The following is an 18,010-nucleotide window of genomic DNA, read 5'->3' as shown; positions in this document are numbered from 1 at the left end:
TCCGTTCGGCGTCCCGCCCCTCCCGGCGCGACGCCTGCGCGCTCACGCCTTCTTGCGGAACTTGGACACGGCCAGCGGGGCCATCACCACCGTGATCGCGGCGGCCCAGGCGAGCGTCACCCCCACGGAGTCCGCGACCGGACCGCCCATCATCAGGCCGCGTACCGCGTCCGCGAGGTTGGACAGCGGGTTGTAGTCGGTGAACGTCCGTAGCCAGCCCGGCATGGTCGTCGGCGGGGCGAAGATGGAGGACCCGAACTGCAGGGGCATCAGCACCAGCATCCCCATCCCCTGGACCGACTGGGCCGTCTTCATGACCAGCCCGAGCACGATGAATATCCACATGATGGCGGCGCCGAACACCGCCGACAGGGCCACGGCGCCCAGCAGGCCGAACACCGAGGTGCCCAGGGTCATGCCGAGGGCGAAGCCCATGGCGAGCAGGATGACGATGGCGACCGTCATCCGGCCCAGTTCGACGACGATCTTGGCGATGAGCACCGAGGAGCGGGCGATCGGCATCGTCCGGAACCGGTCCATGACGCCCTTGCGGAAGTCGTCGTTGACGCCGGTGCCGACGGCCATGGCGATGTTCATCCCCATCATCGCCATCAGCCCCGGCACCAGGTAGTTCAGGTAGTCCTGCCGGTCGCCGCCGAGGCTGCCGCCGACCGAGCCGCCGAAGACGTACACGAACAGCAGCGTGAAGACGATCGGCATCAGAAGGACGTCGAACATCGACTCGGGGTCCTTCTTGATCTGGAGCAGGTTGCGCCGCGCCAGGGCCCCGATGTGCCGCAGGTTGGCCCGCAGGCCGATCCGGCCCTCGTCGGCCGCCGCCGGGTCCGCCGGTTCGGCGCCCGCGGACCCGGCGGGCGCGGGGGACAGGGTCGTGGTGCTCATGCGGCGACCTCCTGGGGGGCCTGGTCGGAGAGGGGGGCGGCCCTGCCGCCGGTGATCGCGAGGAACACCTCGTCGAGGCTGGGCAGGGCGGTGGAGACATGGGCGAGGGAGAAGCCGCGCACGCCCAGCAGCCCGATGACGGCGGTCAGCTGACCGTCGCTGAGGATCGGCACGTACAGCACGCCCTCGTCCGGCACCGCCTGCGCACCGGCGACGCCGTCGAGCCCGGCCTCCCGGATCGCCTGCGCCATCGCGGCGAGCTCCGCCGGGTCCGAGGGCCGGATCTGGAGCGTGCGCCCGCCGACCTTCGCCTTCAGCTCGTCGACCCCGCCCCGGGCGATGATCCTGCCGCGGTCGATCACGGTCAGCTCCTTGGCGAGCTGCTCCGCCTCCTCCATGTACTGCGTGGTCAGCAGCACGGTCGCGCCCTCGGCGACCATCCGCTGCACCTCGTCCCACACCTCGTTGCGGGTCCGGGGATCGAGCCCCGTCGTCGGTTCGTCCAGGTAGAGCACGGAGGGGTTGCCGATCATGGAGGCGGCCAGGTCGAGCCGGCGGCGCATCCCGCCGGAGTACTCCATGCAGGCCCGCTTGGCGGCCTCGGTGAGCGAGAACCGCTCCAGCAGCTCGTCGGCGCGGGCCCTCGCCCGCTTGCGGGGCAGATCGAGCAGCCGCCCGATCATGTAGAGGTTCTCCCAGCCGGACAGCTTCTCGTCGACCGAGGCGTACTGCCCGGTGAGGCCGATGGTGCGGCGGAGCTGCCGGGGCTGCTTCACCACGTCGTAGCCCGCGACGACCGCGCGGCCGGCGTCGGGGGTGATCAGGGTGGAGAGGCAGCGTACGAGGGTGGTCTTGCCCGCCCCGTTGGGGCCGAGCACACCGAGGACGGTGCCTTCGCGGACGTCGAGGTCCACGCCGTCCAGGGCCTTGGTCGCGCCGTAGTGCTTGACCAGCCCCCGCACCTCGACGGCGTTCCGGCCGCTGCCGGGATTCTTGTCGGTTCGTTCCATGGCCACCAGCAGACCAGCGCCCGCCGACAGACCGCCGACACGGGCCCCGCACGCGCGACAGCCCGCCGATGGGGGATGTCGGCGGGCTGTCGGTGGTGCGGGAAATGGCTGGTGGCGGCCGGTGGGCGGGGCCGGCGGCTCAGTGGAAGGTGTGCTCCGCCGCCGGGAACGCGCCTCCGACGACCTCGTCCGCGAACTCCTTCGCCGCGTCGCCGAGCACCTGGCGCAGATTCGCGTACTGCTTGGTGAAGCGCGGCACCTTGCCGCCGGTCAGCCCGACCATGTCGGTGTAGACGAGCACCTGCGCGTCGGTCGCGGACCCCGCGCCGATGCCGACGGTCGGGATGTGCAGCGTACGGGTGACCTCGGCGGCCAGCTCGGCGGGGACCAGCTCCAGCACGACGGCGAAGGCGCCCGCGTCCTGCACGGCCTTGGCGTCGCGCAGCAGCTGCTGGGCGGCCTCCTCGCCGCGCCCCTGGACCCGGTAGCCCATCGCGTTGACGGACTGCGGGGTGAGACCGATGTGGCCCATGACCGGGATGCCGGACTCGACCAGCAGCCGGATCTGCTCGTGGGACCGCTCGCCGCCCTCCAGTTTGACCGCCCCGACGCCCGACTCCTTGATCAGCCGAGTGGCGTTGCGCAGCGCCTGGACGGGGCCCTCCTGGTACGAGCCGAAGGGCAGGTCCCCGACGATCAGGGCGCGCCGGGTGCCGCGTACGACGGCGGCGGACAGCATGGCGATCTCGTCCATGGTGACCGGCACGGTGGTCTCGTAGCCGAGGTGGCAGTTGCCCATCGAGTCCCCGACGAGCATGACCGGGATGCCCGCCTCGTCGAAGACGGACGCGGTCATCGCGTCGTAGGCGGTGAGCATGGGCCACTTCTCGCCGCGCTCGGTGGCGGCGGCGATGTCGTGGACGGTGATGCGGCGGGTGGACTTCCCTCCGTACAGCGCCTTGCTGCTGTCGGCGGACGCGCCCGCGGGGGAGGACTGGTGCTGTTTCGGTGCAGCCTGAAGCGACATGACCGGTGGCTCCTTCGTCATCTCGAGGCGCCCTGACGGCGTCCCCGGATCCCTTCCATGGTGGCATCCCGCCCCGCCCCTCGGGAAGTGGGCCCGCACCCGCGGCCCGGCCGCCGGCGGAAGCGCCCGCCGAGTGTGCCCGTTCTGTCACAAGGGCGTTCACCCGCCCCGGCCCGGAACCCCCGGGCCCGTCCCGGTCGTCCTGCCTTCCGTACGCGTCGTCGGATGCCCGGCGGGCCGGTGGGCCGTCAGGCCGGCGGGCCCGCGGGCGGGGTCGGCGGCGGGAAAGGGGCCCCTCATCGCCTAGGGTCGGGAACGCGGCGATGTACAGGGCAAGGCAGTGAGGACAGCGCGATGGTGCAGGCGTACGGAGCGGACACGGACAACGGCAGCGCGGAGCAGCCCGGACACCGCGATTCCCGCTTCCGGGCCCTGGGGCGGCGCCTGAGGAACGACCGGGGCCTGTGGCGGCGCGGCATCCTGCTGGCCCTCTGCTCGGTCCTGCTCACCCTGCTGATGGGCGTCCACGCGCAGATCCCCAACCGCCTGGGCAACCTCGGCAGCCTCGTCGAGACGTTCCTGCCGTGGGCCGGGCTCCTCATCCCCCTCCTGCTGGCCCTGGCCCTGGTGCGGCGCTCCGCGACCGCCCTGGTGGCGCTGCTGCTGCCCGTCGTGGTCTGGCTCAACATGTTCGGCGGCCTGATCACCGACAAGTCCGGCTCCGGCGGCGGCCTCACCGTCGCCACCCACAACGTCAACGCCGGCAACCCCGACCCCGAGGGCACCGCCCAGCAGGTCGCGGGTTCCGGCGCGGACGTCGTGGCCCTCCAGGAACTCCCGGGCCGGCAGGTCGCCACGTACGAGAAGTCGCTGGCCGACCGCTACCCGTACCACTCGGTCCAGGGCACCGTGGGCCTGTGGAGCAAGTACCCGCTGGCCGACACCAGGCCCGTGGACATCAAGATGGGCTGGACCCGGGCGATGCGCTCCACGGTCGCCACCCCCGAGGGCGAGGTCGCGGTGTACGTCGCCCACCTGCCGTCCGTCCGTGTGAAGATGCACGCCGGGTTCACCGCCAATCAGCGCGACGACAGCGCCGACGCGCTCGGGAAGGCCATCTCCCGCGAACGGGTGGCGCGCGTCGTCCTGCTCGGCGACCTGAACGGCACCATGAACGACCGCTCGCTGAACGCGGTCACCGCGCAGATGCGCTCCACCCAGGGTGCGGCGGGCGACGGGTTCGGCTTCAGCTGGCCCGCCTCGTTCCCGATGGCCCGGATCGACCAGATCATGGTCAAGGGCGTCGAGCCGAAGGCGTCCTGGACCCTGGCGGCGACCGACAGCGACCACCTCCCGATCGCGGCGCGCGTGGAGCTGTGACGGCGGCCACGACCCACCGGCTCCCTGCCGGGAATCACACCCCGGACCCGTGACAGCGGGAGCACGCCTCCACCGGGGCGGTGGCGGCTGAACGCGTACGCGCCACCGGCCGTTCACCGCGCGGCGCGAATCGTCTGCGACAATTTGTTCCAGTCGAATACATAACGAAGACCCAGCCGTCGCCCGGCGTCCGTCCCGAGGCGGCGGTTCTTCGTGCCGCCCCTGGTTCCGAGTGATCGCGAAAGGTCCCCTCCCCATGCCCCTGGCCCTCCTCGCCCTGGCCGTGAGCGCCTTCGGCATAGGCACGACGGAGTTCGTCATGATGGGGCTGCTCCCCAACGTGGCCGACGACCTGGACACGTCCGTGCCCACCGCCGGATACCTCGTGTCGGCGTACGCGATCGGCGTCGTCCTGGGCGCGCCCCTGCTCACCGGCCTCGGCTCGCGCATCCCGCGCAAGAAGATGCTGCTGCTCCTGATGGCCCTGTTCACCCTCGGCAACCTGGCCTCCGCGCTCGCCCCGGACTTCGGCTGGCTGGTCGCGGGCCGCCTCCTCGCGGGGCTGCCGCACGGCGCGTTCTTCGGCGTCGGCGCGGTCGTCGCCGCCCGGCTGGTCGCCGAGGGCCGTCAGGCGCGGGCCGTCGCGACGATGTTCCTCGGCCTGACCGTCGCCAACATCGTCGGCGTCCCCGCCGCCACCCTGCTCGGCCAGCACCTCGGCTGGCGGGCCACCTTCCTCGTGGTCGCGGCGATCGGCCTCGCCGCGATGGCGGCACTCGCCCGCCTGGTGCCCCGGATCCCGGTCGAGGCGCACCAGGACGTCCGCCGCGAACTGCGCGCCCTCGGCGACCGCCAGGTGGTCCTCGGCCTCCTCACCGCCGTCTTCGGCTTCGCCGGCGTCTTCGCGGTGTACTCGTACCTCTCGGCCATGACCACGAAGGCGATGGGCTTCGGCGAGTCCTCCGTCACCCCGGTCCTGGCCCTCTTCGGCATCGGCATGACCCTGGGCGCCCTGGCCGCGGGCCCCCTCACCGACCGGGCGCCGCGCCCCACCCTGTACGGCTCGCTCGGCGCGCTCGCGGTGGTCCTGGCCCTCTTCCCGTTCGCCGTGCACGTGCGGTGGGCGGCGCTGGTGATGGTGGTGCTGCTGGGAGCGGTGGGGTTCATGACGACGACCCCGCTCCAGATGCTGGTCATGGACAAGGCGAAAGACGCCCCGACCCTGGCCTCCGCCTCCAACCACTCGGCCTTCAACCTGGCCAACGCGGGCGGCGCCTGGCTGGGCGGCGCGGCCATCGCGGCCGGCTGGGGCTGGACGTCCCCGGCCCCGGTGGGCGCGGTGCTGGCGGTGACCGGCCTGGCGATCGCGGTGACGGCGGGCCGCCTGGACCGGGGCGAGGGGAAGCGGTCCCGCGTGGTGGCGGCCCGGGCGGCCCGTCCGGCGTCCGAGGAGAAGGCGGCCACCGACGCTGTCCGTCCGTGACCGCCCACCCGCCTACGACGACTCGCGCCACCGGTTGGTGATCGGCAGCCGCCGGTCCTTCCCGAACCCCTTCGGCGAGATCTTCGTCCCCGGCGGATACTGCCGCCGCTTGTACTCCGCCGTGTCGACCATCCGCAGCGTCTTCGCCACCAGCTCCGCGTCGAACCCGGCCGCGACGATGGCGTCCAGCCCCTGGTCCCGGTCCACGTACAGCTCCAGGATCGCGTCCAGCACCTCGTAGTCCGGCAGCGAGTCCGTGTCGACCTGCCCCGGCCGCAGCTCCGCGCTCGGCGGCTTGGTGATCGACGCCTCCGGGATCGGCGGGACCTGGCCCCGCTCCTCGGCCGCCCGGTTGCGCCACTTCGCCAGGCGGAAGACCGACGACTTGTACACGTCCTTGATCGGCCCGTACGCGCCGACCGCGTCCCCGTACAGCGTGGAGTAGCCGACCGCCAGCTCGGACTTGTTGCCCGGCGCCAGCACGATCTGCCCCTCCTGGTTGGAGATGGCCATCAGCGTCGTACCGCGCAGCCGGGCCTGGAGGTTCTCCTCCGCGAGCCCGGTCAGCTCCAGCGACCCCATGTACGCGTCGAACATCGGCGCGATGGACACGGTGCGGAAGTTGAGTCCGGTGCGCCGAGCCAGCTCGGCCGCGTCGTCCTTGGAGTGGTCCGAGGAGTACTTCGACGGCATGGAGACGCCGTACACGTTCTGCGCGCCGAGCGCGTCGCACGCGATGGCCGCGCAGATCGCGGAGTCGATGCCGCCCGAGAGCCCGATCAGCACACTGCTGAAACCGTTCTTCGCGGCGTACGCGCGCAGCCCGACCACGAGCGCGGAGTAGATCTCCTCCTCGTCCTCCAGCCGCTCCGCGTACCCGCCCGCCAACTCCGGCTCGTACGCGTCCACGGGCTGGTCGGAGAGCACCACGTGGTCGATGCGCAGCCCGTCGTCCACCACGCCCGAGGGCGGTTCGGGGGCCGCGGCGGGCAGCTCCAGGTCGAGGATGACGCTGCCCTCGGAGAACTGCGGGGCTCGGGCGATGACCTCGCCCTCCTTGTCGACGACGATCGAGTCGCCGTCGAAGACCAGCTCGTCCTGTCCGCCGATCATCGCCAGGTACGCCGTGGTGCAGCCGGCCTCCCGGGCCCGCTTGCGGACCAGCTCCAGCCGCGTGTCGTCCTTGTCCCGCTCGTACGGCGAGGCGTTGATGGAGAGCAGCAGCCCGGCGCCGGCGGAGCGGGCGGCCGGGACGCGCCCGCCGTCCTGCCACAGGTCCTCGCAGATCGCGAGGGCCACGTCGACGCCCCGGACCCGGACGACGGGCATCGAGTCGCCCGGCACGAAGTACCGGAACTCGTCGAACACCCCGTAGTTCGGCAGGTGGTGCTTGGCGAAGTCGAGCGCGATCCCGCCGCGGTGCAGCACGGCGGCGGCGTTGCGCGGGGAGCCGGCGGGCTGCCCGTAGCGGGCGGCGGCGTGCTCGGAGCGGTCCAGGTAGCCGACGACGACCGGCAGCTCGCCGAAGCCCTCCGCGTCGAGCCGGGCGGCCAGCGCGCGCAGCGCCCGACGCGAGGCCTCGACGAAGGACGACCGCAGGGCCAGGTCCTCGACGGGGTATCCGGTCAGCACCATCTCGGGGAACGCCACGAGGTGGGCGCCCTGCTCGGCGGCGTGCCGGGTCCAGTGGACGATCGCCTCCGAGTTGCCGGCGAGGTCGCCGACGGTCGAGTCGATCTGATTCAGTGCGAGGCGTAGTTGAGGCACGGGCGCCAGTGTAATCGTCTTTCTGACGCAATGCCTCGGCGGCCCGGGCGAAATATGCCCGGGCTCACCGAAACAGCAGGTCAAGGACGCTTTCCTCGCTCGACCCGCGGTGCGTCGGAAGGGTCGTACCGGGGGATCAGGCCCGGTACCCGAGCACCGTCATCATCCCCGCCTCCGCGTGGTACACGTTGTGGCAGTGGACCATCCACAGCCCCGGGTTGTCGGCGTCGAACTCCACCGTCAGCGACCGGTGCGGCAGCACGATCGCGGTGTCCTTGCGGGCCCCGGCGGCGTTCCCGCCGAGCGCGAAGGTGTGCCCGTGCAGATGGAGCGGGTGCCACATGGCCGTCGCGTTGTCGAAGACCAGCCGCACCCGCTCGCCCGCCTCCACCGGCCGCCGCTCCTTCGCGTCGTACGGCCGGCCGTCGAAGGCCCAGTCGTAGTTGGCCATCCCGCCGGTCAGCCGCACCCGGATCGTCCGGTCCGGCGCCCGGTCGCCCAGCGCCACCGACGGGTCCGGGGCCAGCCGCCCCGCCTCCACCGGCTTCCCGTCCAGCTCCGCGGGGCGTACGGAGGCGTCGGGCACGGCCCCGCTCCCGGTCCGCAGGACGGCGAGGGCGGACGCGTTCTTCCCCTCGGCCAGCGCGGTCAGCGGGAAGACCCCGTCCCCGGCGGTGACGAGGACGTCGTACCGCTCGCCCATCCCCAGCAGCAGCGAGTCCCCCGTGGTGTGCCGGACCGGGAACCCGTCGGTGTGCGTCACGGTCAGCCGGTGCCCGCCGAGCGCGACCCGGAAGGCGGTGTCGCCGCCGGCGTTGATGATCCGCAGCCGGATCCGGTCGCCGGGCCGCGCGGAGAAGACCGCCGGGTCCTGCGGCACCCGCCCGTTGACCAGGTAGTACGGATAGGCCACGTCACCGGCGTCGCCCCCGAGCAGCTCACTGCGGGCCCCCATCGTCATCCGCGAGGGCCCGCCGCCGTCCGCTCCCCCCTTCCCTTCCTTCTCCTTCCGGTCCCCGTGCCCGTCCCCGTCCCCGTCGCCGGACATGGTGTGCGCACCGTGGTCCATCCCGCCGCCCATGCCGCCGGACAGCTCCTTCAGGACGGCGTCCGGAGTGGACCCCTCCACCCCGTCGACCCAGTCGTCGAGGACGACCACCCACTCCTTGTCGTACGACAACGGCTCCTTCGGGTCCTCCACGATCAGCGGTGCGTACAGCCCCCGGTCCTGCTGGACGCCGGAGTGCGGGTGGAACCAGTACGTCCCCGGGTGCGGCACGGCGAACCGGTAGGCGAAGTCGGCCCCCGGCCCGATGCTCCGCTGGGTCAGCCCGGGGACGCCGTCCATGTCGTTGCGCAGGGCGAGCCCGTGCCAGTGCAGGGAGGTGGGCTCGGGCAGGTGGTTGGCGAGGGTGAGCGCGAGCGTGTCGCCCGCCGTCACCCGCACCTCGCTCCCCGGCAGCCGGTCCCCGTACGCCCAGGAGGCGACGGTCCGCCCGCCGCCGAGGTCGAGCCGGGTGCGGGCGGCGGTGAGGGAGACCTCGCGTACGGGGCCGGAGCCCCGCGCCGCCTCGGCCGCCCGGACCTCCTCGCCGCCGGGGGAGACGTACGTACCGGATTCCCGCGCCGCTCCGGGCGCGTGCGTACCGCCGTGATCGCCGCCGCCGTCGGAACAGGCGGCGAGCGCTCCGGTTCCGGCGGCGGCGAGGGCTGCGCCGAGGACGGCGCGTCGGGTGGGTCGTGCGGACATGCTGAAGACACCTCTGGCGTGCTGGTGGTTCGGGAAAAGGAAAAGGGGCGGAGGTGGGACGCCCCTCCTACACGCGCAGTACCGAGACGGCGGCGAGGACCGGTATCGGGGGTGGCGGATTCGGCCGCGGAGCCCGCAGGAGGCCCGCCTTCGCCGGTGCGCCAGGGGACCGCCCGTCGGCGCGCAGGCCGAGCAGCAGCCGGGCGGCGAGGAGGGCGAGCCCCCACGCACCGAGGACGGCGAGGCAGACGGAGAGCGGATCCATGCCGCTCGGGGGAACCCCGGCGTCCGAGGCGGGGAAGCCGTGGGACGGCGGATGCGGTGCGTCGACGCCGGGCGGAGCCGGCACCGCCTCCCGGGCTCCGGCGGTCGCGTGGCCGGCGGCCCCCGCCGACGAGGCGGGGCCGCCGTGCTCGCCGCTCATCACGGCCGGCGAGGAGGACGGGCCGCCGTGCTCGGCCGGGTGCCCGACCGTGTGCATGGTGACGATGCCGAACAGCAGGGCGGCGAACAGCACCAGCTGCCCGTACGTCACACCCCTGCTCCGCAGCTCACCGGCCATACGGCCCACCCTACCCCCGCCGGGTATGCGGCCGGAGGCAGGGTGGGCCGTCCGCTCCCTCTCCCCGACGCCCTCCCCCGATTCCCTCCCCCGATTCCCCCCCGTTCCCTCCCGCGCCGCCGCCCGAAGCGGGAGGGGCGGAGCCGACGGAGCGGGAGGAACAGCGGACGACCGCCGGGCCGCCGACGCTCCGCCCGCTCCGCGCCCCGGTGGCTCAGGTGCGGGAGTACACCTTCTCCGCCCAGCCGGCGATCTGCTCCTCGGTCAGGTGCTGCGCCAGGTCGGCCTCGCTGATCATGCCGACCAGCTTCTTGTTCTCGACGACGGGCAGCCGGCGGATGCGATGGGTCTGCATCTCCTCCAGGACCGCCTCCACACCGGCCCCCGCATCGATCCAACGGGGCGTGCCCTGCGCGAGATCGCCCGCCGTGACCTTGGCCGGGTCGTGGCCCTTGGCCACACAGCCCACCACGATGTCGCGGTCGGTGATGATGCCGACCATCCGGTCCGAGTCGCCGTTGGCCGAGACGGGCAGCGCGCCCACGTTGTGCTCGCGCATCAACTGCGCTGCACGGTCGAGCGTCTCGTGGGCCGGGATCCAACGGGCCCCGCTGTGCATGATGTCTTTGGCGGTCGTCATGGGGGATTTCCTCCTGCGTGCCGATGGCACTGCCGTACGGCCCCGAGCGCCACCCATCGTCACCGGCCCGCCGGGGCGGCGCGACCGCACTCGCCCGTTCGGGTGCACGACGCGTCCACCGCCCGCCGTGACCCCGGGAAACCCCGTTCCGCGGAGGCCGTGAAGACCGGGGAGCGGCCTGCGGACCCCCGTGCGTCAACGGGCCGGAAACCAGCCGCGACCCGGCTGCCGGGCCCGGGTGCGTCGGCCGCCGATCGCCGGGGGTGGCCGAGTGCTCCCTCTCACACCGGGTGCGTAATGTGGGTGAAATCCCGGGTCGTGATACTGGCAGTGTCCCCCTACCCCGGGCGGTGGTGCACGGACCGTCTGAACTGCAAGGATGTGGCAATGGACAAGCAGCAGGAATTCGTCCTCAGGACCCTTGAGGAGCGCGACATCCGCTTCGTGAGGCTGTGGTTCACCGACGTCCTCGGGTTCCTCAAGTCCGTCGCCGTCGCTCCGGCCGAGCTGGAGCAGGCATTCGACGAGGGCATCGGCTTCGACGGCTCGGCGATCGAGGGCTTCGCGCGGGTCTACGAGTCGGACATGATCGCCAAGCCGGACCCGGGCACGTTCCAGATCCTGCCCTGGCGCGCGGAAGCCCCGGGCACCGCGCGGATGTTCTGCGACATCCTCATGCCGGACGGCTCCCCTTCCTTCGCGGACCCGCGCTACGTGCTGAAGCGCATCCTCGCCAAGACCTCGGACCTCGGCTTCACCTTCTACACCCACCCCGAGATCGAGTTCTTCCTGCTGAAGAGCAAGCCGGTCGACGGCACCCGCCCGACCCCGGCGGACAGCTCGGGCTACTTCGACCACACACCGCAGAACGTGGGGATGGACTTCCGCCGCCAGGCGATCACGATGCTCGAATCGATGGGCATCTCGGTCGAGTTCAGCCACCACGAGGGCGCGCCGGGCCAGCAGGAGATCGACCTGCGGTACGCGGACGCGCTCTCCACGGCGGACAACATCATGACGTTCCGCCTGGTGATGAAGCAGGTGGCGCTGGAACAGGGCGTGCAGGCCACGTTCATGCCCAAGCCCTTCTCGGAGTACCCGGGTTCGGGCATGCACACCCACCTCTCCCTCTTCGAGGGCGACCGCAACGCCTTCTACGAGTCGGGGGCGGAGTACCAGCTCTCCAAGGTCGGCCGCTCCTTCATCGCCGGACTGCTGCGGCACGCCGCGGAGATCTCCGCCGTCACCAACCAGTGGGTCAACTCCTACAAGCGCATCTGGGGCGGCTCCTCCCGCGCGGCCGGAGCGGGCGGCGAAGCCCCCTCGTACATCTGCTGGGGCCACAACAACCGCTCCGCCCTCATCCGCGTCCCGATGTACAAGCCGGGCAAGACCGGGTCCGCCCGCGTCGAGGTCCGCTCGATCGATTCCGGCGCCAACCCGTACCTCACGTACGCGGTCCTGCTCGCCGCCGGACTCAAGGGCATCGAGGAGGGCTACGAACTCCCGGCCGGCGCCGACGACGACGTCTGGGCCCTCTCCGACGCCGAACGCCGCGCGATGGGCATCGAACCGCTCCCGCAGAACCTGGGCGAGGCGATCTCCCTGATGGAGAAGAGCGAACTGGTCGCCGAGACGCTGGGCGAGCACGTCTTCGACTTCTTCCTCCGCAACAAGAAGCAGGAGTGGGAGGAGTACCGCAGCGAGGTGACGGCTTTCGAGCTGAAGAACTTGCTGCCGGTGCTGTAGCGCCTGCGTACGTGCTGCGGGCGGGCCCCCTCGGTTTCGGTCGAACCGGGACGGCCCGCCCGCAGCCGTTTCCGGTCCCGACCGTTTCTGCCGCCGCCGGGTGCGCATGGCCGGCGGAACGGGGTACGCGAGCGTTGGGTACGCGTACGCCGCCGCACGCCGGCACATCGGACGAAGGGAGAACGGTATGGAGCACGGGCAGTTCTTGGCCAAAGGGGCGGGGCAGGGCGCTCCGGCCTTCTGGATCGTCGCCGTCGCCCTCATCGTCATCGTCGGGGCGGCGTTTGTGGTGAGCCGGGTGCGCAAGAGGTAGCCCGGGCCGTCCGTGGACCGCGGGCGGCTCGCGACACACGGGTTTCGTCGCTTCGGCGAGGCTGGTGGGCGGGCGGCTGCCGGTTCAGTACCGGTGCCCGGGCCAGTGCGGGTCCTCCCAGCGATCCGGTCCGCTGAGGCCGATCAGGCGGATGCGGTGCAGCAGCGTCCCGCAGCCGTCCCGGGTGCGCAGCCGCGTCGGGGCGTGGCGGACGAGCCAGGTGGAGAGTTCGCCGCGCAGCCCGCTCTCGTCCTCGTCGTCCCAGGCGTCCCACGGCAGTTGATCGCCCAGCAGCCCGTACTCCCACGCGGCGGCGGCCTCCCTCAGGTGCCGGTCGGACACCTCGTCGTCGACCGACTCCCATACGGTGAGCCAGGGAACCGCCGTGCCCGCCGCCTCGGCGCACAGGGACAGCAGTTCGTGCGCGGGCACGGCGGGGGCCGGGTCCAGGAGGTTCTGGGCCCACCACGCGTGCAGGAACTCCCGTACCGCAGCGCTCTGTTGCGCGGACCACCGCTGCCAGTTGCCCCGGGCGAACGAGCGGCCGACCTCGTACATGCCGAACATCGGCTCCACCTCGCCGCGGACCAACGCCCGGGCGAACTGGGGCAGGATCCGCCGCAGCACCGCCCCGTGGTCGTCCCAGTCGGGGGCGTCCCAGGTGCGGCGGAGGAGATCCGGGGCGAGGGGCACGCCTGGGGCCTTCAGCAGCGCCAGTTCCTCCGGGCTGCCCCAGTGACACGCGCACTGGACCTCGTCGGCGCGCGCGGTCATGCCGCGGAAGGTGGCGGCCAGCCCGTCCAGGGCGCGGTCGAGCCGGAGCCGGGTGGGGGCGGCGTCGGGAGGCATGGTGATCGCACCGCCTCGGGGTACTCCAGCGGGCTTCCGCCTGCCGAAGATCGCCACCTTACGCGCCAGGGCCGACCGGGCCGCCGGGGTCGTCTCCCGGCCTGTGCCCGCTCCGCGCCCGTACCGTCGCGGGACGGAGGAGTGGCACGTCGGGGGGTGGGGGCGAGCGGTGTCCTACACCGGCGGTGTCCCCGGCGGGGACGGGGCCGGTGGCGGGCTGGGCAGCGGGGGGCCGGGGTTCGGTGGGGTTTTCGGGGGGCCGCTGCCGTGTCTGCCGTCGTTCGCGAGCTTGCGCGTGGTCAGGCCGTAGACGCCGAGGGGCGGGAACAGGTCGACGCGGCGCGGGTAGCCGCCCTCCGCGCAGTCCTCGCAGAGCAGGTCGCGGCCGGCGGGGGTGTGCCGGGCCACGGCGACCGGGGCGGACCAGCACGCCTCGCAGGTGCGGACGTCGGTCGGGGAGAGGGTGATCATGCGAGCCTCCCGGGCGCTGCCGATAAGGCCGGACGGGTGTCGCGCATCAGGTGCCTCCGTCGTGGGCGGGGCTGGTGGGGCTGGTGGGGTCGGCGGGGTCGAGGCGGTCGGTGGGTTCGGCGAGGCTGAGGTGGTCGGTGCGGTCGGCGGGGTCGAGGCGGTCGGTGGGGCTCATCTGCGGGTGTCCCGCCAGGCGCGGACGAGCCGTGTGGCGTCGGGGCAGTTCACGCCGGTCCGGCAGGCGGTGCAGGTCGTCGTGTGGCCGAGCAGGGCGCGGTAGGCCGTGTCGGAGGATTCGGTCGTGTTCACGTTCGCCTCTCTGCTGATCTCGGCCCAGACGTATTCGGAGGTGCGGGTCAGCCTGTGCCCGTAGCGGTCCGCCGTGGCCAGGGCGGCGAGCACGGCCGCGTGGGCGGCCTCACTCAGCTCGGCGGGGAGATCGGCCTCCACGCGGAACGCGTCCGGCTCGGCGATCGCACGCGGTTCGGCGCCCGTGGCGGCGGCGAGCATGCCGGTCAGCGCCGCAACCCGCGCTTGTGCAGAGCGCACACTTCTCCCCCGGGGCCTCTCGTTACTCCATGTAATGCTGAGTATTCAGCTTCAACCTGATGGGTTAGCTTTGTCAACAGCGACGCCCATATCGACGCCGAACACACGGAGCTGCTCAAATGCCACGTGATAAGTCGTACTTGAAGGTGGCGGACGAGCTGCGGGCTCGCGTGCGGGCCGGTGAATGGGCGGTCGGGGAGAAGCTGCCGTCCCGGGCGCGGTTCGCCGAGGAGTTCGGGGTCGGCCGGTCCGTGGCCCAGCGGGCCATGGAGCACCTGATCGTCGAAGGCATCCTGGAAGGCCGCGCCGGTTCGGGCACGTACGTTCGGCGGCCCCGCGAGCGTCGGCGCATGATCCGCTCGCGCCACAGCGAGCAGCGCGGCGCCGGGCCCTTCGCCTCGAACATGAAGGAGCTCGACCACGAGGCGGAGTGGGAGTGCACCAGCGCGGCGCGCGTTCCCGCGACGGAGGACATCGCCGAACGGCTGGCGATCGAGCCCGGCGACCCCTGCGTCGTGACGGACTACGAATTCCTCGCCGACGGCATGCCCGTGCAACTGGCCAAGAGCTGGGAGCCGATGGCCATCACGGACGGCACGCCGGTCCTGCTCCCGGAGATGGGCCCGCGCGGCAAGATCGGCGTCGTCGAACGCATGCGGTCCATCGGCGTGGACATCGCCACCGGCATCGAACTGGTCCGCCCGGCCCGCGCGACGAGGGAGCAGGCCAATCTGCTCGGGATCTCCGTGGGCGACCTGGTCATCGCGATCGAGCGCACGTACTTCGACGACGAGGGCCGCCCCGTGGAGACCGCCGACATCGTCGTGCCGGACATCCGGTGGGAGATCGCCTACGAGATCCGCGTGAAGCGGCCGGGTTCCTGAGGCTCCCGCCCCCTATCGGTGGGGGTGCCTGTGCCGAGTGCCGAGGCGGGTGACCGGGTCGGGGTTGCCGGCCCGGCGCCGGACCGGCGGTTTCCGGGCCGGACGGCCGGGGCGGGCGGCGACGGCCAGGGGCGCCCGCCCCTACGTGAACCCCCGCCCCATCTCGTCCAGGATCTCGTCGATCACCGCCGCCGGTTCGCGGGCCAGGTCCTCCTCGATCCACATGCGCATCGCGATCCGGAGCGAGGAGAGGAAGCCCGCCGCCAGGACGATCGGGCGGACCGGGGCCGAGGCCGGGCCGGGGCGGGCGGCCACCGCTTCCGCCAGGTCGCGTTCCAGGGCGGCGTGGTTGGCCAACTGACGTGCCAGCAGCGAGGGATGGCGCATCGCCAGGCGGGTGCGTACCGCCCATTCGCGCTCCGGAGGCGCCACCCGGTCCGCGAACTGGGCCACCGCCGCGCGCAGGGCGGGCCAGGCCGGCTCGTCCGCCGGCCGGTCGCGCACCGTGCGGACCAGGGCCCTGATCTGCTGCTCCTCGCCGTAGAGGAGGGCGTCCTCCTTGTTGGTGAAGTAGTTGGAGAACGTTCTGCGCGAGATTCCGGCCGCGTCCGCCACCGCCTCGACCGTCACCTGGTCGAAGCCGTGCTCCACCGTCAGGCGCAGGGTCGCCTCGTGCACGGCCTGCCGGGTGGCTTCCTTCTTGCGTTCCCGGAGTCCCGGGCCCGCGGCGCTGCTGTCCATGCCCGCATTATCCCCCGGGGGCAAGATAGTTGCGCAGTGGGCAAAATTGCGCAGTGTGCATGTATGGTGAAGCCTTCTCCCTCTCGTACAGGCGTGCCCGTACCCGTGCAGCAGGCCGGCGCGGGCGGCCCCGTACGGGTCTCGTACGAACATTTCCGGAGGTTGCGCGTGAGCGCAGCAGACACCGCCGCCCCGGTCGGGGCCCCCGCCGCACCCATGGACCACCGGCACGTCCTGCGCGCCCTGAGCGGGCTGCTCATCGTGCTGTTCGTGGCGATGATCAGCAGCACCGTGGTCTCGGTCGCGCTCCCGCAGATCATCGGATCGCTCGACGGCACGCAGTCGCAGTACACCTGGGTCGTCACCGCGACCCTGCTCACCTCCACGGCCTCCACCCCGATCTGGGGCAAGCTCGCCGACCTGTTCAGCAAGAAACTGCTGCTCCAGGTGGCCATCGGCCTCTTCGTCGTCTCCTCGGTCGCCTGCGGGTTCGCCGGGTCCACCGAGCAGCTCATCGCCTTCCGCGCCGTCCAGGGGCTCGGCATGGGCGCGCTCCAGGTGCTGGTCCAGGTGATCATCGCCGCGATGATCAGCCCGAAGGAGCGCGGGCGCTACAACGGCTACCTCGGCGGGGTGATGGCCGTCGCCACCGTGGGCGGGCCGCTTCTCGGCGGGTTCATCACCGACGCCTCCTGGCTCGGCTGGCGCTGGTGCTTCTTCGTCGCCGTGCCCTTCACCCTGCTCGCCTCCGTGATCCTCGGCCGCACCCTGCACCTCCCCGAAGTCCGCCGGTCCGACGCCAAGGTCGACTACCTCGGCGCCGCGCTCATCGCCGCCGGGGTCAGCCTGCTGCTGCTCTGGGTCACCTTCGTCGGCGACGACTTCGACTGGCTCTCCTGGCAGACCGCCCTCATGGTCGGCGGCAGCGTGCTGATCCTCGCCGCGGCCGTCCTCGTCGAGGGCCGGGTCAAGGAGCCCGTCGTCCCGCTGCACGTCGTCCGCCGCCGGGATCCCGCCCTCGCCATCGTCGCCAGCCTCGCGGTCGGCATGGCCATGTTCGGCGGCGCGGTCTTCCTCGGCCAGTACTTCCAGATCGGCCGCGGCTACTCGCCCACCGAGGCGGGCCTCCTCACCATCCCGCTGATGGCGGGCGTGCTCGTCTCCTCGACCGTCGCCGGACGCCTCGTGTCCACGACCGGCAAGGTCAAGCCGTTCATCGTCGCCGGTGTGATCGTCCTCGCCGCCGGTTTCCTCGGGCTCTCCTTCATCGACCACGAGACCTCGCTCGTGATGGTGTCGCTGGGGATGCTCGGCGTCGGCGTCGGAGTCGGCATGTCGATGCAGAACCTCGTCCTCGTCCTCCAGAACACCGTCCCGCTCAGCGAGATCGGCGCGGCCAGCGGCGCGATCACCTTCTTCCGCTCCCTCGGCGGCACCATGGGCGTCTCGGTGCTCGGCGCGGTCCTCGCCCACCAGGTCTCCGTCAAGATCACCGACGGGCTGACCGGGCTCGGCATCGACCCCGCCGCCACCGGTTCAGGAGGCTCCACCCTCAACCTCGCCGCCATGCCGCCCGAGGTCCAGGAGATCGTCCGGGCCGCGTACGGGGACGCCACCGGCCACATCTTCCTCATCTCCGCCGGCATCGCGGTGGTCGGCGTCGTCGCCTCCCTGTTCCTGACGCCCACCAGGCTGCGGGACAGCGTCGACCTGTAGGCGGCGCGAGGAGCGAAGCCGGGGCTCCGACAGCCCGCTCCCGCACCCGGTCCGGGTGCGGGAGCGGGCTGTTGTACTGTTACGACCCCGCGCGGGCGGCCCCAGGGCAGGCCCGCGCACCGTCCCCGCACACCACGGGGACCGACGCGATCGACCGAGGAGGTGAGACCCATTACCGCTGGATCAGACCGGGTGCTCACCCCGCGCGATCACGTC

Annotated in this window: 18 protein-coding genes; 6 read left to right on the top strand and 12 right to left on the bottom strand. The window is 72.3% G+C overall.

The features are described 5' to 3' along the window. Positions 1–42: 42 nt before the first annotated feature. The 3 genes from AMK24_RS16355 to panB form a co-directional block, all read right to left on the bottom strand. A complete protein-coding gene (locus AMK24_RS16355) occupies positions 43–903 on the bottom strand; it encodes an ABC transporter permease (protein ID WP_073769471.1) in 861 nt (286 codons plus the stop codon). Next, positions 900–1,913: an ATP-binding cassette domain-containing protein gene (locus AMK24_RS16350; protein ID WP_073769470.1), complete on the bottom strand. Its 1,014-nt coding sequence runs from the start codon at positions 1,911–1,913 to the stop codon at positions 900–902. Before AMK24_RS16350 ends, AMK24_RS16355 begins: the two co-directional genes overlap by 4 nt. Positions 1,914–2,052: 139 nt before the next feature. Continuing rightward, a complete protein-coding gene (gene panB / locus AMK24_RS16345; RefSeq protein WP_073769469.1) occupies positions 2,053–2,940 on the bottom strand; it encodes a 3-methyl-2-oxobutanoate hydroxymethyltransferase in 888 nt (295 codons plus the stop codon). Between the two features lie 354 nt (positions 2,941–3,294). Between panB and AMK24_RS16340 the strand changes: the two genes are divergently transcribed. Both AMK24_RS16340 and AMK24_RS16335 read left to right on the top strand, forming a co-directional pair. After that, the gene (locus tag AMK24_RS16340; protein WP_079190535.1) at positions 3,295–4,320 is read left to right on the top strand and encodes an endonuclease/exonuclease/phosphatase family protein; all 1,026 of its coding nucleotides are present in this window, start codon (positions 3,295–3,297) and stop codon (positions 4,318–4,320) included. A gap of 256 nt (positions 4,321–4,576) precedes the next feature. After that, positions 4,577–5,803 carry an MFS transporter gene (locus AMK24_RS16335; protein ID WP_073769468.1) on the top strand — a complete coding sequence of 409 codons (1,227 nt, stop codon included), beginning with the start codon at positions 4,577–4,579 and terminating at the stop codon, positions 5,801–5,803. A 12-nt stretch (positions 5,804–5,815) separates the two neighbouring features. On the opposite strand, the gene AMK24_RS16330 is transcribed toward AMK24_RS16335, so the two are convergent. The 4 genes from AMK24_RS16330 to AMK24_RS16315 all read right to left on the bottom strand — a co-directional run bounded on the left by AMK24_RS16330 (position 5,816) and on the right by AMK24_RS16315 (position 10,522). Further along, positions 5,816–7,570, bottom strand: a complete 1,755-nt coding sequence (locus tag AMK24_RS16330) for an NAD+ synthase (protein ID WP_073769467.1) — start codon at positions 7,568–7,570, stop codon at positions 5,816–5,818. 136 nt (positions 7,571–7,706) lie between these two features. Further along, on the bottom strand, positions 7,707–9,320 hold the full coding sequence (locus AMK24_RS16325; RefSeq protein WP_073769466.1) for a multicopper oxidase family protein: 1,614 nt from the start codon (positions 9,318–9,320) through the stop codon (positions 7,707–7,709). 67 nt (positions 9,321–9,387) lie between these two features. Next, entirely contained in the window at positions 9,388–9,882 is a 495-nt protein-coding gene (locus tag AMK24_RS16320; RefSeq protein WP_073769465.1) for a hypothetical protein, read from the bottom strand. Positions 9,883–10,096: 214 nt separating this feature from the next. Further along, complete coding sequence (locus tag AMK24_RS16315) at positions 10,097–10,522, bottom strand: CBS domain-containing protein (protein ID WP_073769464.1); 426 nt, start codon at positions 10,520–10,522, stop codon at positions 10,097–10,099. Positions 10,523–10,909: 387 nt separating this feature from the next. On the opposite strand from AMK24_RS16315, the gene glnA reads away from it, so the two are divergent. Next, positions 10,910–12,271, top strand: coding sequence for a type I glutamate--ammonia ligase (gene glnA / locus AMK24_RS16310; RefSeq protein ID WP_073769463.1), 1,362 nt, complete (start codon positions 10,910–10,912; stop codon positions 12,269–12,271). 187 nt (positions 12,272–12,458) lie between these two features. Then, a complete protein-coding gene (locus AMK24_RS35190) occupies positions 12,459–12,584 on the top strand; it encodes a hypothetical protein (RefSeq protein WP_274535076.1) in 126 nt (41 codons plus the stop codon). Between the two features lie 84 nt (positions 12,585–12,668). Here the strand turns inward: AMK24_RS35190 and AMK24_RS16305 are convergent, their stop codons facing one another. From AMK24_RS16305 to AMK24_RS16295, 4 genes are all read right to left on the bottom strand, one after another. Next, entirely contained in the window at positions 12,669–13,433 is a 765-nt protein-coding gene (locus AMK24_RS16305) for a hypothetical protein (protein WP_073769462.1), read from the bottom strand. Positions 13,434–13,607: 174 nt separating this feature from the next. Then, the gene (locus AMK24_RS16300; RefSeq protein ID WP_073769461.1) at positions 13,608–13,904 is read right to left on the bottom strand and encodes a hypothetical protein; all 297 of its coding nucleotides are present in this window, start codon (positions 13,902–13,904) and stop codon (positions 13,608–13,610) included. Between the two features lie 46 nt (positions 13,905–13,950). Further along, positions 13,951–14,079 carry a hypothetical protein gene (locus tag AMK24_RS35185; RefSeq protein ID WP_274535075.1) on the bottom strand — a complete coding sequence of 43 codons (129 nt, stop codon included), beginning with the start codon at positions 14,077–14,079 and terminating at the stop codon, positions 13,951–13,953. After that, positions 14,076–14,414: a hypothetical protein gene (locus AMK24_RS16295; protein WP_073769460.1), complete on the bottom strand. Its 339-nt coding sequence runs from the start codon at positions 14,412–14,414 to the stop codon at positions 14,076–14,078. The genes AMK24_RS35185 and AMK24_RS16295 overlap by 4 nt, the downstream gene beginning before the upstream one ends. Before the next feature lie 158 nt (positions 14,415–14,572). Between AMK24_RS16295 and AMK24_RS16290 the strand changes: the two genes are divergently transcribed. Beyond that, positions 14,573–15,337, top strand: a complete 765-nt coding sequence (locus AMK24_RS16290; protein ID WP_073769459.1) for a GntR family transcriptional regulator — start codon at positions 14,573–14,575, stop codon at positions 15,335–15,337. Positions 15,338–15,478: 141 nt separating this feature from the next. On the opposite strand, the gene AMK24_RS16285 is transcribed toward AMK24_RS16290, so the two are convergent. Then, positions 15,479–16,078, bottom strand: coding sequence for an acyl-CoA-like ligand-binding transcription factor (locus tag AMK24_RS16285; RefSeq protein WP_073769458.1), 600 nt, complete (start codon positions 16,076–16,078; stop codon positions 15,479–15,481). Between the two features lie 216 nt (positions 16,079–16,294). Here AMK24_RS16285 and AMK24_RS16280 point away from each other — a divergent pair, with 216 nt between their 5' ends. After that, positions 16,295–17,794: an MFS transporter gene (locus AMK24_RS16280; protein WP_073769596.1), complete on the top strand. Its 1,500-nt coding sequence runs from the start codon at positions 16,295–16,297 to the stop codon at positions 17,792–17,794. Positions 17,795–18,010 lie beyond the last annotated feature (216 nt).

Origin of the sequence: Streptomyces sp. CB02366 (assembly GCF_001905905.1) — a bacterium.
Classification (GTDB): domain Bacteria; phylum Actinomycetota; class Actinomycetes; order Streptomycetales; family Streptomycetaceae; genus Streptomyces.
The sequence above is the reverse complement of the archived record's forward strand: the minus strand, read 5'-3'. Positions and strand labels throughout refer to the sequence as shown.